15 protein-coding genes are annotated in these 13,165 nt (G+C 31.2%); 7 read left to right on the top strand and 8 right to left on the bottom strand.

Annotated elements, in window-relative coordinates; genetic code table 11:
- Window positions 1–3: 3 nt before the first annotated feature.
- Complete coding sequence (gene queA / locus EV01_RS04090) at window positions 4–1,131, top strand: tRNA preQ1(34) S-adenosylmethionine ribosyltransferase-isomerase QueA (protein ID WP_032517535.1); 1,128 nt, start codon at window positions 4–6, stop codon at window positions 1,129–1,131.
- A gap of 2 nt (window positions 1,132–1,133) precedes the next feature.
- Here queA and cysK read toward each other — a convergent pair whose 3' ends face one another.
- From cysK to rpsD, 4 genes are all read right to left on the bottom strand, one after another.
- A complete protein-coding gene (gene cysK / locus EV01_RS04095) occupies window positions 1,134–2,120 on the bottom strand; it encodes a cysteine synthase A (RefSeq protein WP_032517536.1) in 987 nt (328 codons plus the stop codon).
- 84 nt (window positions 2,121–2,204) lie between these two features.
- Window positions 2,205–3,674: a PLP-dependent transferase gene (locus tag EV01_RS04100; protein ID WP_032517538.1), complete on the bottom strand. Its 1,470-nt coding sequence runs from the start codon at window positions 3,672–3,674 to the stop codon at window positions 2,205–2,207.
- 3 nt (window positions 3,675–3,677) lie between these two features.
- Window positions 3,678–4,841 carry a trans-sulfuration enzyme family protein gene (locus EV01_RS04105; protein WP_032517539.1) on the bottom strand — a complete coding sequence of 388 codons (1,164 nt, stop codon included), beginning with the start codon at window positions 4,839–4,841 and terminating at the stop codon, window positions 3,678–3,680.
- Window positions 4,842–4,918: 77 nt separating this feature from the next.
- A complete protein-coding gene (gene rpsD, locus EV01_RS04110) occupies window positions 4,919–5,527 on the bottom strand; it encodes a 30S ribosomal protein S4 (RefSeq protein WP_011817920.1) in 609 nt (202 codons plus the stop codon).
- Window positions 5,528–5,621: 94 nt separating this feature from the next.
- On the opposite strand from rpsD, the gene yidD reads away from it, so the two are divergent.
- From yidD to EV01_RS04130, 4 genes are all read left to right on the top strand, one after another.
- A complete protein-coding gene (gene yidD, locus EV01_RS04115) occupies window positions 5,622–5,858 on the top strand; it encodes a membrane protein insertion efficiency factor YidD (protein WP_032517540.1) in 237 nt (78 codons plus the stop codon).
- 4 nt (window positions 5,859–5,862) lie between these two features.
- Entirely contained in the window at window positions 5,863–6,165 is a 303-nt protein-coding gene (locus EV01_RS04120) for a glutaredoxin family protein (RefSeq protein WP_032517541.1), read from the top strand.
- 8 nt (window positions 6,166–6,173) lie between these two features.
- The gene (locus EV01_RS04125) at window positions 6,174–7,709 is read left to right on the top strand and encodes a UDP-N-acetylmuramoyl-L-alanyl-D-glutamate--2,6-diaminopimelate ligase (protein WP_032518609.1); all 1,536 of its coding nucleotides are present in this window, start codon (window positions 6,174–6,176) and stop codon (window positions 7,707–7,709) included.
- 81 nt (window positions 7,710–7,790) lie between these two features.
- Window positions 7,791–8,495: an SDR family NAD(P)-dependent oxidoreductase gene (locus EV01_RS04130; RefSeq protein WP_032517543.1), complete on the top strand. Its 705-nt coding sequence runs from the start codon at window positions 7,791–7,793 to the stop codon at window positions 8,493–8,495.
- Window positions 8,496–8,523: 28 nt separating this feature from the next.
- On the opposite strand, the gene EV01_RS04135 is transcribed toward EV01_RS04130, so the two are convergent.
- From EV01_RS04135 to EV01_RS09365, 3 genes are all read right to left on the bottom strand, one after another.
- Window positions 8,524–9,699, bottom strand: coding sequence for an aminotransferase class V-fold PLP-dependent enzyme (locus tag EV01_RS04135; RefSeq protein ID WP_032517544.1), 1,176 nt, complete (start codon window positions 9,697–9,699; stop codon window positions 8,524–8,526).
- Between the two features lie 36 nt (window positions 9,700–9,735).
- Complete coding sequence (locus EV01_RS04140) at window positions 9,736–10,530, bottom strand: methyltransferase domain-containing protein (RefSeq protein WP_032518608.1); 795 nt, start codon at window positions 10,528–10,530, stop codon at window positions 9,736–9,738.
- Window positions 10,531–10,607: 77 nt separating this feature from the next.
- A complete protein-coding gene (locus EV01_RS09365) occupies window positions 10,608–10,781 on the bottom strand; it encodes a DUF4278 domain-containing protein (RefSeq protein ID WP_071813219.1) in 174 nt (57 codons plus the stop codon).
- 255 nt (window positions 10,782–11,036) lie between these two features.
- On the opposite strand from EV01_RS09365, the gene EV01_RS04145 reads away from it, so the two are divergent.
- Window positions 11,037–11,294: a hypothetical protein gene (locus EV01_RS04145; protein ID WP_011375974.1), complete on the top strand. Its 258-nt coding sequence runs from the start codon at window positions 11,037–11,039 to the stop codon at window positions 11,292–11,294.
- Between the two features lie 22 nt (window positions 11,295–11,316).
- On the opposite strand, the gene EV01_RS04150 is transcribed toward EV01_RS04145, so the two are convergent.
- Entirely contained in the window at window positions 11,317–11,562 is a 246-nt protein-coding gene (locus EV01_RS04150) for a NifU family protein (protein ID WP_002805305.1), read from the bottom strand.
- A 72-nt stretch (window positions 11,563–11,634) separates the two neighbouring features.
- On the opposite strand from EV01_RS04150, the gene EV01_RS04155 reads away from it, so the two are divergent.
- Window positions 11,635–13,131 carry a malate:quinone oxidoreductase gene (locus EV01_RS04155; protein ID WP_032517546.1) on the top strand — a complete coding sequence of 499 codons (1,497 nt, stop codon included), beginning with the start codon at window positions 11,635–11,637 and terminating at the stop codon, window positions 13,129–13,131.
- The last annotated feature ends 34 nt before the right edge of the window (window positions 13,132–13,165 follow it).

The following is a 13,165-nucleotide window of genomic DNA, read 5'->3' as shown; positions in this document are numbered from 1 at the left end:
TAATTGATTGAAAAAATTCATAGTGAAGGAACAGATTATAAGCTTGAAGCTTATGATTACTTTCTAGATCCTTCATTAATTGCTAGTAAACCTTCTGCAATAAGGCATGAATCACGATTGATGATAGTTAGAAATAGTGCTTTAGAAGAGAATTGCTTAATTAATAAATTTACCAAGAATCTTTTAGATGAATTTAGAAAAGGCGATCTTGTGGTTGTAAATAATACTAAAGTAATGAAGGCAAGATTAAAGGTTCAATTAGAAAATAGGACTTTAGTCGAATTATTAGTCTTAGAAAGATCTCATGAATGTGTTTGGTTATGTTTGGCAAAGCCAGCGAAAAAGTTAAAAATAAATAGAGAAATAATATTAAAATCTCCTTCTGCACAAGATATTAATTTGATGGTTGATGGGGTAGATGAAGAAACTGGAGGAAGATTTATTAAATTTCCTGAAAATATAACTGATCTCAATTCAATGAATGACCTTCTTGATAAATACGGGGAAATCCCTCTCCCTCCTTATATAAAGAATTCCGAAGAAGAATCATCTTTTCATGAGAATAGTTATCAAACTGAGTATGCAACTAATCCAGGGGCAGTTGCCGCGCCAACTGCTGGTTTACACTTAAGCAAAAGTCTTATTTCCAATCTTAAAAAAAAAGGAGTAATAATTTTACCGATAACTTTGCACGTGGGCTATGGAACATTCAAACCAATTGATCAAGAAGATCTAAGCAACTTAAAACTTCATAAAGAATGGGTAAGTGTTAATGAGGAAGTAGTGGAGGAAATAAAAAAAATAAAGAAAACAGATAGAAGAATAATTGCTATTGGGACAACTAGCGTGAGAGCTCTTGAAAGTTGTTATTCTAACGAAATTAATGACTTTATTCCCATAGCGAAATACGTAGATTTAGTAATTAAGCCAGGTTATAAATTTAAGGTAGTTGACGGATTATTAACTAATTTTCATCTTCCTAAAAGTTCATTATTACTATTAGTAAGTGCAATGATTGGGAGAGAAAGATTATTAGATTTGTATAAAAAAGCCATAAGAGAAAAATTTAGATTTTTCTCTTATGGCGATGCTATGTATATTTCACCAGATTCATTACTGGAGAAAAAATAGCTTTAGGCTTGGACTGGTTCTTGAATGATTCCGCTTGGAACTTCAGTAAACATAATTGATGATAAATATCTCTCTGCTAAATCTGGTAGGACAACTACAATAGTTTTACCCGCATACTCATCTTGTTCAGCTAATCTAACAGCAGCAGCAGCAGCAGCACCACAAGATATTCCAACTAATAGACCTTCTTCTTTTGCTAATCTAAGAGCCATTTCGATTGACTCGTCATTTGTTACCTGTTCAACCTTATCAACAATTGACAAGTCAAGGTTCTTAGGAATAAATCCTGCTCCAATTCCTTGAATTTTATGTGGTCCAGATTTAACCTCTTCTCCATTCATTGTCTGGGTAATAACAGGACTATGTGAGGGCTCTACAGCTACAGAAGTGATATTTTTACCCTTCTCTTGTTTAATGTATCTTGAAACTCCTGTTATTGTGCCGCCAGTTCCAACTCCTGCAACTAAAACATCAATTTCACCATCGCAATCATCCCAGATTTCTGGTCCAGTAGTTTTGAAATGAATTTCAGGGTTTGCTGGATTATCAAATTGACCTGGCATGAAATATTGAGAAGGATTACTTTCTGCAATTTCTTTAGCCTTAGCTATTGCTCCAGGCATACCTTTAGATGCCTCTGTTAAAACAATTTCAGCACCTAATACTGCCATAACCCTTCTTCTTTCAATTGACATTGATTCTGGCATTGTGAGGATCAGTTTATAACCTCTTGCTGAAGCAGTAAAAGCTAGAGCAATTCCTGTATTTCCGGAAGTTGGCTCAACAATAGTTTTGTCTTTTGTAAGCTTCCCACTTTTCTCTGCATCCCAGATCATGTTTGCGCCAATCCTACATTTGACACTGTAAGCGGGGTTTCTACCTTCAATTTTTGCAAGTACTGTAGCTTTCGCGTTTTTAGTTACTGATTTTAATTTTACTAATGGAGTGTTTCCAATAGCAAAACTGTTGTCCTCATAAATTTTTGCCATTTATATATTGAGAAAATATATATTAATACTAACTATTATTCAGAAAAAGAGTATATAAGTTTCTATACGGTAAATACTAGGAATTTAGAAATTATTTAGTGCTTCAGAAAAGATTTTCCATAATTGATTTTGGTCTTCTAATCCAACTGATACTCTAATAAGGTGCGAAGGTATACCAAAACTTTCAGCCCATTCCAACTCGTTATAATGAGCTAGTAAAACATAAGGACAAACTAAGGTAAATTTTGTACCTAAACTAGGTCCTTTAGATACTTGTAGAGAATCATAAAATTTTTTAGCTTTGTTCAATCCTCCATTTAATTCAAACGATAATAAGCAGCCGTATCCTCCATCAGAAGTGAGTAAAGAATTAAAATTTGGACAATTTTCAGGATGGAAAATATTTTTAATCTCGCTATGGGTCTCTAATCTTTTTTTTAATTCTAAACATGCTTTATTTTGTTTAAAAACTCTTTGATTTACATCTCTACTAACTTTCTCTAGATAAACTGTATCTCCATCGGAAAGTGTTGGAAGATGAATCTCGTTTAATGCATTTCTTAATTGATCAATCCATTTGCTTTTTGGATTTAGTATTAATGATCCGGCAAGAATATCACCACTTCCTGAAAAAATTTTTGTAAGTGAAGTAAAAACTATATCTGCATGTTCTAAGGAATTTATATTTAAATTTGAACCAATTGTATCGTCAACAATTAAGGGAATATGTAACTTTTTTGCTATTTTTGAAATTTTTTTAATGTTTACACATTTGAGCATTGGATTACTCGGTAGTTCAATAATTAATGCTGATGGATTTATTCTTTTGATTTCAAATTCAATATCTTTGCAATTTTCTTCTGTAATTAATTTGGCTCCATGAAAGATATTCATTGGTAATTTAAGTACATCCACATATGGAAAACCAATTTGGAGTGTTGGTCTAGCTGGAAATAATTTATATATGATTTCTAATGATGTATACAATGCAGACATTCCAGATGAAGTTAAGTGAATATCATTAGAGTTAATTTTTGTAGATTTAGAAATTCTATTTTTTATTCTTTGAGAACATTCAATTACGTAAGATTTTGGAGGGCAATCTTCAAGACCTAGTTCTATAGCAGCAGCCCTCGAAGAGATACCAAGACCAGTATGTTGCCAAAAAGATTTTGCATAAATACTTCCTTCTTTTTCAGTTATTAAGAAAGCTACATTATCTCTTTTTTCTATTAATGAGAATTGTTTAGAAGTATTTCTATCAATGTATTTTTTTGCTTTAAAAGCTATGCTTGCATTCGGATATGGCCAGACACTTTTATTGTTGTAGTAATTTTCCTTTTTTACTTTTTCGCATAATCTTTTCACAATGGGGTTTAGCCCGAATCTTGGGTAAATGGACTTCAATAAACGCATGCATTCTTGATTTTTTTCCTCGTAATTTATTACATCATTCCAAGTTGGTAATGCTACAGAAACAGCATGAATACTATCAGGAATAGAATATCCCAACTCTAAATTTTTCCATATAGGGTTTTTAAGTAAATCTCTCAATTTTCAGAATTTATTTAAAGCAGATAATATGTCTGAAATTAAATCGTTTGTTTCTTCACATCCAATCGATAATCTGACAAGAGAATCATCTATCCCTAAAAGATTTTTTGTTTCATTATCAACAGAAGCATGAGTCATTGTTGCTGGGTGACAAATTAAACTTTCAACTCCTCCAAGGCTTTCTGCTAACGAGAAATATTTGAGAGATTTGCAAAATTTAAAAGTATCCTCTTTATTTAAATTTAATTTTATGGTGATCATCGAACCTCCAGATCTCATTTGCGATTTTGCTAAATTAAATTGTGGATGTTTTTGATTAAAAGGATAAATAACTTTACTAATTATTTTATGATTGTCTAATTCTTCAGAAATCAATTTTGCACTTTGCGTTTGTTGTTCGATTCTTAAAGGAAGAGTTTTTACTCCTCTCGTAATGAGCCAACTATCAAAAGGAGATGGTTGAAGCCCTAGAGCTTTTTGAGAGAAAAGCATCTTATTATTCCATATCTCATTATTTGTCAGTACTGCTCCACCAAGTGCATCACTATGTCCATTAATGAATTTTGTTGTGCTTACGAGTGATAGTGTTGCACCAAGGTCCAATGGTTTTTGAATAAGTGCGGTTGAAAAGGTATTGTCCACAACTACTGGGACTTGTAGTTTATTCGCTTCATCACAAATCGCCTTAATATCAAGTACCTTCAGAAGTGGATTAGTTGGACTTTCTAGCCATATTAAGGTTGGCTCGAAGTATGAAATCTTTTTGATATTATTTTCTTTTGTAAAATCTGTGTATAAAACTTCTAGTCCAAATTTCTTGAAAACTTTTTCGAACATCCTCACTGTACAACCATAGAGATTTGCCTCGCAGAGTATCTTGTCACCTGATTTTAGTGTTGATGAAATTGCAGTTACCGCGCTAATTCCAGATCCAAAAACTGTACAGTATTTTGAATCTTCTATTGATTTAAGGACGCTTTCTAGAATTCTAAAGTTTGGATTACCTGATCTTGTGTAGTCGAAATTATCTTTATTACCATGTTTGAAAGTAGATGTAGAAAAAATAGGAGGCATAACGCATCCGGTTTTTTCTGCAAATGTTTCCCCATGGTGAATAGATAAGGTCTTAAAACCTGGTTTTTTTATATTATTTTCCTTATTACCCATTATTTTTAAAAAAAAGAATTAAATTAAATCTCTCATTTTTTTTAATGAGAGATTTAATAATCCAAAGAAAAGTAGTATTAAACTTTTCTTGAATAATATTCAACAACTAGTAGTTCGTTTATTTCAAGAGCCACCCACTCTCTATCGCATTTCCCATTTATTTTCCCCGTTAATTTAGGTTTGTCTAAATCAAGATGAGGTGGGACATTTGCTAAACCAGGGAATTCTATATTACCTTCTACAAGTTTTTTGCTTGCTTTGTTTTCTTTAATTCCGATTACATCGCCTGATTTGCATTGATAACCAGCAATATCAAGAACCTTTCCATTAACGGTTACATGGCCATGATTTACTAATTGTCTTGAGCCTGGAATGGTACCTCCAAAACCTAGTCTAAAACAAACATTATCAAGTCTGTTTTCTAAAAGTCTAAGTAGGTTAGTTCCTGTAGATCCTTCTTGAGCTCTAGCTTTTTTTACATAACGAACTAGTTGTTTTTCAGAGACTCCATAATTAAACCTAAGTTTCTGCTTTTCTTCTAGTCGAATAGCATATTCTGATCGCTTGCGACGGGCTTGGCCGTGCTGACCTGGAGGATTAGACTTCTTTGAAGCTTTCCTGGTGAGACCTGGTAGTTCTCCCAAGCGACGCGTAACCCTTAATCTGGGGCCGCGGTATCTTGACATAATTTTAAATTAAATAGAAATTTGCAATAAATTGGATAATTGATTAAATTCAATTAAACTATTTACTACTGAAGCATTATTTTACATCATTAAAGTGTTCAAAACTATTAATAAATCAATAACTTCTATACTTCTTTTTATGATTTCGTTCTATCAAAAGTGGTTTTCTCCTTTTTTCGGACCAAGATGTAGATTTATTCCAAGTTGTAGCTCTTATGGATATGAGGCAATTACTAGACATGGACCTTGGAAAGGAGTGTGGTTAACTTTAAGAAGATTAAGCAGATGTCATCCTTTAACTCCCTGCGGATGTGACCCTGTGCCAGACTAAATGAATGAAAATATTTATTTTTGTTAGGCAGGGATGTTGCCTTTGTGATTCATTAAAAAATAAACTGGCAAAAATAAATCTTAATGAGTTATTCCCTAATCTGGAGGAGCTTAAAGAAATTGATATTGATAGGGTTGATTTATATAAAGATAAATATAAAAAATATGATTATGAAGTACCTGTTATTGCTGTTGAAGGAATTAGCTCCAAAGAAATTATAGAATTGCCTCGCATTTCTCCAAGATTAAAAGATGATCAATTAAAGAATTGGTTTCAAAAAAATATTAGTACCATTCTGGAGAAATAGTTTTTCATATGAGATCTATAAAATTACATAAACTTTTAGATTTGGTAGGAATTATTCCTTCATTAGATTTAATCGATCATGAAATAAATAATATTTCTTTTAACTCTAAAGAAGTACAAAAAGGAACTTTATTTTTAGGTATGCCTGGTTTAAATGTTGATGGAGGAAAATATTGTATTGAGGCAATTGAAAATGGTGCAGAAGCAGCCATTATTGGGTCTGCTGCAAAAGAGAAAATTGGATCTATTGATCGAGAAAGGATTTTGGTTATAGAGGATAATTTAGATTATATTTTTGGTCAAATAATTGCTGAGTTTTGGAATAGGCCCTCAAGAAAACTTAAACTTATAGGTGTTACGGGTACAAATGGAAAAACGACAATTACTTTTTTATTGGAATATCTTTTAAAAAAATTAGGGAAAAAGACGGCATTATTTGGGACCTTGATCAATAGATGGCCTGGCTTTTCAGAAGTGGCTCTTCATACAACTGATTTCGCCGATAAACTCCAAAAGAAATTAAATGCTGCTGTTGAGGCAGAATCTGAATTCGCGATATTAGAGGTAAGTTCTCATTCTATTGCTCAAAACAGGATATCAGGATGCGAATTTGAGGGGGCTATTTTTACTAATTTAACTCAAGATCATCTTGATTATCACTCAGATATGGAATCATATTTTCAAACAAAAAGAAAATTATTTTTCCCACCTTACTTAAAAGACAAAGATGGGATTTGTGTATTAAATCTTGATGATCATTGGATATCTAAATTATCATCTGATCTTAAAAAAAGATCTTTATTAGTCTCTACAAAGATAACTGAAAGTGAATTTGAAAATGATTATTTTTTTTTCGTAACAGATAAAAAATTTACTGAAAGTGGTTCCACCTGTATTTTTCATACACCTAAGGAAAAAATTCAACTTTTTGTTCCACTTGTCGGTGAATTTAATTTAATGAATGCAATTCAAGCAATAACAATTTTGTATAAACTTAATTTTTCTTTAAAAGATCTATCAAAGTTAATACAGTCTTTCCCTGGTGCTCCTGGGAGAATGGAGAAAATACAAATTGATAATAATGACGTTTCAAGATCTCTTCCAACAGTAATTGTTGATTATGCCCACACTCCTGATGGATTAAAAAAAGTTTTGCAATCAATTAAAAAACTTTGTGAAGGGAAACTAATAACTGTTTTTGGCTGTGGAGGAGATCGTGATCGTAGTAAAAGGCCTTTGATGGGATCAATAGCTGAAGAGTTGTCTGATCAACTTTTTATAACTTCAGATAATCCAAGATCAGAAGAACCCCAAAAGATAGTAAATGATATTTTGATGGGTATAAAAAAAAGAGAAAAAATAACAATTGAAATTGATAGATTTAAAGCAATAAATGAATCTATTAAATTTGCCAATCAAAAAGATATTGTTTTAATTGCAGGAAAAGGACATGAAGACTACCAAATTCTCAATGATAAAGTTATTAATTTTGATGATAGAGAAATAGCTTATAAATTATTAAAAGAAAAAATTAAATCTCAATAAAATTTCCTAATCTAATAAGCAAAATCTTTACGCAAATCACAAGAAAAGTTTCTTAAAATCAATGGAGTTATTTTTAATAAAATGAAAGGCTTAGCCTTAATTGTAGGCGCAGGTGGAATTGGAACACAACTAGCTAAAGATCTGAATGAAAGTGAAAAAGATTTAGATGTTGTTTTGTGTGGAAGAATAAGTGAATTTAATCCTTTTTGGGATTTAGATATAGAGGATTCTCAATCTCTTTTGCAGTTGAAAAATAAAATATCAAATCATCCTTCAAAATTAAGGTTAGTTGTTAATGCTACAGGTAGACTTCATAGTGATTCTCTTCAACCAGAAAAAAGATTACAACATCTTGATAAAAAAAATATGATGGAAAGTTTTTCAATAAATGCCTTTTCTCCTATTTTGTTAGCTAAAGCTATTGAAGAATTCATACCAAAAGATTTTGATTTTAATTTTGCAAGTATAAGTGCAAGAGTTGGTAGCATTGGAGATAATCAAACTGGAGGTTGGTATTCATATAGAGCTGCAAAATCTGCGCAAAATCAGTTTTTTAAATCTTTAAGTATTGAATGGGCTAGACGTTTCCCAAAGGCTACTATCACATTGCTTCATCCAGGAACAGTAGATACTAATTTATCTAGACCTTTTCATAAATTTGTTCCAGAACATAAATTATTTAGTAAAGAAAAATCCTCCCAATTCTTGATCAATATTATTAAAAATCAATCACCAGAATCTTCGGGAAAATTTATTGCATGGGACAACTCGGAGATACCTTGGTAAACTAAATTTTTTTTATATTAATGGATCTTTAAGTCAATATTTTTTTTATTTCTCTAGCAAGTAAATCAATCTCAGCTTCTGTAGTCATTTGATGTACGCATGCTCTAAACCATTTTGGATCTTCTAAAACTCTAATCCAAATTTTCTTTTCTCCAAGTTTCTTTATAAATTTATCCTTATCTTTAATATTTTCGATATTAAAACTAACAATCCCATTTAAATATTTTTTTTCTAAAACTAATTCAACACCCTTTGATTGATTTAATTCATCCCAAAGTTTTTCACTTAATTTTTTGATATTTTTGTTTTTTTCTTTTTCATGGCAGTCTTTATCTAAAAGATCTAAGGAATTCCGAAGCCCAGCAAGTAAAGGAATACAAGAGGTAGCTATTTCAAATTTCCTTGCATCATCATGAAAAAGATTATCTGAAGGCTCATAAATGCCTTGTTCTTTTTTTAATGATTTCCAACCAATTATTGTTGGATCTGTTTCATGAATAAATCTATCTGAGACATAAATGGCTCCAAGTCCTTCTGGTCCACATGCCCATTTATGAGAGGTTATTGAATATAAATCAGAATAAAAAACTTCTTTTTCAATATTTATGTGCCCAAAGGTTTGAGCACCATCAACAAGTAAATAAGAATCTTCTCTATTATTTTTTAATTCGATAGAAATTTGTTTTAAAGGAATTTTATATCCAAAGTTCCATAAGATATGAGAAATAATTAGGATCTTAGTCTTACCATTTAGATTTTTCAAAATCTCTAAAATTATATTTTCGTCGTTTAGATTTTTAATTTTTTGGATGGGCAAAATTTTGAATATTAATTTATTTCTTCTGCAAAATTCTCGACTTGCAGCCACTACTCCAGGATGTTCACAGTCACTTATTAACAACTCTTCTCCCTCTTCTACTTTTATTCCCCAAAAGGGCAAAATCATACCGGAAGAGATGTTTTCGGTAAAAGCTACATTCTTTGAATTGACACCTAATTTTTGCGAAATAATTCTTTTTGTGGTCAATATTTCTTTGTAAATAAAAGGCCACATATCATTGGTAAATGGTCCTAAATCTTGGATAATTTCCCAAGTTTTAACTATTGCTTCTAGAGAAGATTTTGGTAAAGGTCCTTGACCGCCATAATTGAAATAATACTTATTTTTTAATGCGGGAATTTGATCTCTTAGATTATTTCTCATGGAAATTTATATTATATTTTCAACTCTTGGATTTTTTTAAATATTGCCAACTAAAGTTACTGTTCTAAATTCAATATCCTCAATTACTTTCCAAGGGTCAGTACTTCTTTCTGCAAATTTTAAATTTTTAAATCCTAGCTCTTTAAAATCACTTATAAACTCTGGCTCATACCATGCTCCACTAATACATCCTGTCCATAAATCATGATCATTTTGCAATCTTAAAGGAACTTTTTTGTTAGAGACGATATCGCTAATTGCAATTCTTCCATTATCATTTAAAACTCTTTTTATGTTATTAAGAAGGTTATTTCTCGATTCTGGACTTACCAAGTTTAAAACACAATTACTTAAAATAATATCAACTGATTTATCTGCGATTAATGGATTTAAATCTTTATCTAATTCATCAAGTTTTTCAATTGAACCTTCTAGAAATTCTGTATTGTTGAAACCTATATTTTTTGTAAATTCTTTAGAGGCTGATCTTGATAAAGAAAGCATATCAGCATTCTGATCAACTCCAATAACTCTCCCTTCTTTCCCAACAATTTGGGCACAAATGAAAGCATTTTTGCCGCTACCACTTCCAAGATCTAAGACTATATCATTTTTTTGAACATATTTTGTTGGATCACCACACCCATAGTCTCTTTCTATAACCTCTTGAGGAATTGCTTCAAGTAAAACGGGATTAAACCCAACTGGTGTACAAAGACAACTTTCTTTTTCTTGTGCGGCTGAGCCATATCTTTCTTGAATGGCATCTTTATGATCGAATTGATTTGATTCTTTATTCGATGTGTTTGTATTACAGCAACTTTCAGACATATTTTTAAAGGACTCTTGATAAATATAGCCAAAAAAAAAGCCCCTGAAAAAGGGGGCTTTTAATTTGTTTAATTAAATTATTTAGTGTAATTAACACCTCTGTAATTTAATTCTGCTTTTTCATTACTTGAAGAAGCGTCATCCATTCTGTTGGTGTATACGTTTCTTCTATAGGTAAGTTCAACGAGTTGCTTTTTAGCAGCTTCTTTGTTTTGAACGTAGTTTTTACCTCTGTAAGTTAAAGTAGTCATGTTTCGATGTGACAACACGGCCATCCCCCGTTCCATGGTATGACTCGAACTGCGCCCTCAAATGAGGGTGAACGAAAAAGTAGCTATTGCTACCAAATAATTATAAGCGTATTTTTCACTGCATGTCTAGCTTTTACAAATAGAAATGAAGATTTAATGTTTTTTTAATTATTATCTTAGGTAAATTTTTTTATAAATAGTCTCTAAAAAGGTTTATGTTTATATTTGGTTTAATATTAATTTAACTATTGATTTATGACAGGTTTTTTATATTTCTTGGGGAATACTTTAAGGTGGCCAGTGTTAAAGCCAAAAGAATTTTTTTCACTACATGCTTATTTTTCAATTATTTATTTGATAACTTTTACTTTGAGTAAATATGATGTAAGCCAATCAAATTTAGTTTTTACTTTAGGAATTCTTGCACCTCTTTTAATCGCTATTGGTCAAGGACTTCCAATTGATTGCCTTGATATGGAATCATCTTTGTTGAAGGAATTAAAAACTAAATAATATATATTTCAGCTAAAAATTTTTATAAAACCTGGACAACTTCGCTTATCTCGGGAATCATTTCTTTTAACTTTCTTTCAATACCCATTTTGAGAGTCATAGTGCTACTTGGGCAACTACCACAAGCTCCTTGAAGTCTGACTTTGACAATTGGACCATCTATCTCTGCAATCTCTACATTACCTCCGTCAGAAATCAAAAAAGGTCTTAGCTCGTCAAGGACTTTTTCTACATTTTCGTTTGTCAGCGAAAGTGTTTCAGTACTCATAATTTTGTATTAACTTTATAATAAGCCTAGAAAGAAATTTGATTAATTGCAAAAAAAATATAATTTTCTGTTGTGACTCCATCTAAAAATCCCACTAATGACAATAGCTACTTTGATGCGGTCTTAGTGGGAGCAGGGATAATGAGCAGTACTTTAGCCCTCCTAATTTCAGAAGTTTTACCAGATATAAAATTTCTTATTATAGAAAAATTAAATGCTCCAGGAAGTGAAAGTACTGGCGCTTTTAATAATGCAGGTACAGGTCATGCAGCTAATTGCGAATTAAACTATACCCCTTTAGATGAAAAAGGAAATCTAAAAATAGATAAAGCGCTCTCAATAAATCGTTCTTTTGAAACATCCATGTCTTTATGGGCCTCATTGTATGAAGCAGGGAAAATTGATATTAAGAAGTTTCTAAAATTTATTCCTCATATTAGCTTTGTGTCTGGTCAGGATAATATTTCTTTTTTAAAAAAAAGATTTCAGAAAATGATCGAAAATCCTGAATTTATCGATATGGAATTTTCTACATCTTTTGATGAAATTTCATCATGGGCTCCTCTAATAACAAAAGATAGAAATCCATCTACTCAAATTGCTGCTACCAGAATAGATAGAGGAACTGATATAAATTTTGAGGCTTTAACTAAAGAGTATTTGTCATTAGTTTCCTTAAACAAAAATGTTGAAATTAGATACAAAACAGAATTAGTAGATTTAAAGAAAATCGATAAAAAACAATGGGAACTAGAAATCAGTTCTGAAGGTAGAAAAACTTCAATTAGAACGGGCTACGTTTTTCTTGGTGCTGGTGGAAAAACAATTAATTATTTACAAAAATCAAAAATTCCAGAAGCAAAAAGTTATGGTGGATTTCCTGTTAGTGGGAAATGGCTTATTTGCGAGAAAAAAGATCTAACAGAAAAACATAACTCAAAAGTTTATGGTAAAGCTGATATTGGTTCGCCCCCAATGTCTGTGCCTCATTTAGACACTAGATGGATTGATAATAAAAAACTTCTTTTATATGGACCTTTTGCTGGATTTACAACGAAATTTCTAAAACAAAGTTCATACTTTGACTTATTTAGTTCAATTAAAAAGAATAATATTTTTTCTATGTTAGACGTTGGTTTCAAGAACAACGATTTAATTAATTACCTAATATCACAATCATTAAAGAACCATAACTCAAGAGTTGAGAATTTAAAGAATATGATGCCATCAGCTAATCCTTCTGATTGGTATTTAAAGAATGCTGGTCAAAGAGTCCAAATAATTAAAAAAACTGAAAGTGGTGGTTCTTTGAAATTTGGAACTGAGATTGTAAATTCATCTGATGGATCATTATCTGCTTTGTTGGGAGCCTCTCCGGGAGCAAGTACTGCGGTTTCAATTATGGTTGAGGTTCTAGAAAAATCTGTTTTATTTTTTAATGATAAGCATAATCTTCAGAAAAAAATAAATGACTTAATTTATCCAGAACTATCAGTCTCTGAAAATTACAGTGCCTTCATAAAAGAAATTAAAAAAAGAAATAATTCCATTTTTGGTTTCCATCCATAATTCTAATTAGCTAATATTAATCAAGATGTAACAA

Source organism: Prochlorococcus marinus str. MIT 9401, assembly GCF_000760095.1.
GTDB classification, from domain to species: Bacteria; Cyanobacteriota; Cyanobacteriia; order PCC-6307; family Cyanobiaceae; genus Prochlorococcus_A; species Prochlorococcus_A marinus_I.
The sequence above is the reverse complement of the archived record's forward strand: the minus strand, read 5'-3'. Positions and strand labels throughout refer to the sequence as shown.

What these genes read in the sequence shown, in the direction of transcription:
- EV01_RS04120 (WP_032517541.1), top strand. Translation starts at nt 5,863, where the DNA reads ATGAAAATATTTATTTTTGTTAGGCAGGGATGTTGCCTTTGTGATTCA.
- rpsD (WP_011817920.1), bottom strand. Translation starts at nt 5,527, where the DNA reads ATGTCAAGATACCGCGGCCCCAGATTAAGGGTTACGCGTCGCTTGGGA.
- EV01_RS04150 (WP_002805305.1), bottom strand. Translation starts at nt 11,562, where the DNA reads ATGAGTACTGAAACACTTTCGCTGACAAACGAAAATGTAGAAAAAGTC.
- EV01_RS04145 (WP_011375974.1), top strand. Translation starts at nt 11,037, where the DNA reads ATGACAGGTTTTTTATATTTCTTGGGGAATACTTTAAGGTGGCCAGTG.
- EV01_RS04135 (WP_032517544.1), bottom strand. Translation starts at nt 9,699, where the DNA reads ATGAGAAATAATCTAAGAGATCAAATTCCCGCATTAAAAAATAAGTAT.
- EV01_RS04140 (WP_032518608.1), bottom strand. Translation starts at nt 10,530, where the DNA reads ATGTCTGAAAGTTGCTGTAATACAAACACATCGAATAAAGAATCAAAT.
- EV01_RS09365 (WP_071813219.1), bottom strand. Translation starts at nt 10,781, where the DNA reads ATGACTACTTTAACTTACAGAGGTAAAAACTACGTTCAAAACAAAGAA.
- EV01_RS04105 (WP_032517539.1), bottom strand. Translation starts at nt 4,841, where the DNA reads ATGGGTAATAAGGAAAATAATATAAAAAAACCAGGTTTTAAGACCTTA.
- EV01_RS04125 (WP_032518609.1), top strand. Translation starts at nt 6,174, where the DNA reads ATGAGATCTATAAAATTACATAAACTTTTAGATTTGGTAGGAATTATT.
- cysK (WP_032517536.1), bottom strand. Translation starts at nt 2,120, where the DNA reads ATGGCAAAAATTTATGAGGACAACAGTTTTGCTATTGGAAACACTCCA.
- EV01_RS04130 (WP_032517543.1), top strand. Translation starts at nt 7,791, where the DNA reads ATGAAAGGCTTAGCCTTAATTGTAGGCGCAGGTGGAATTGGAACACAA.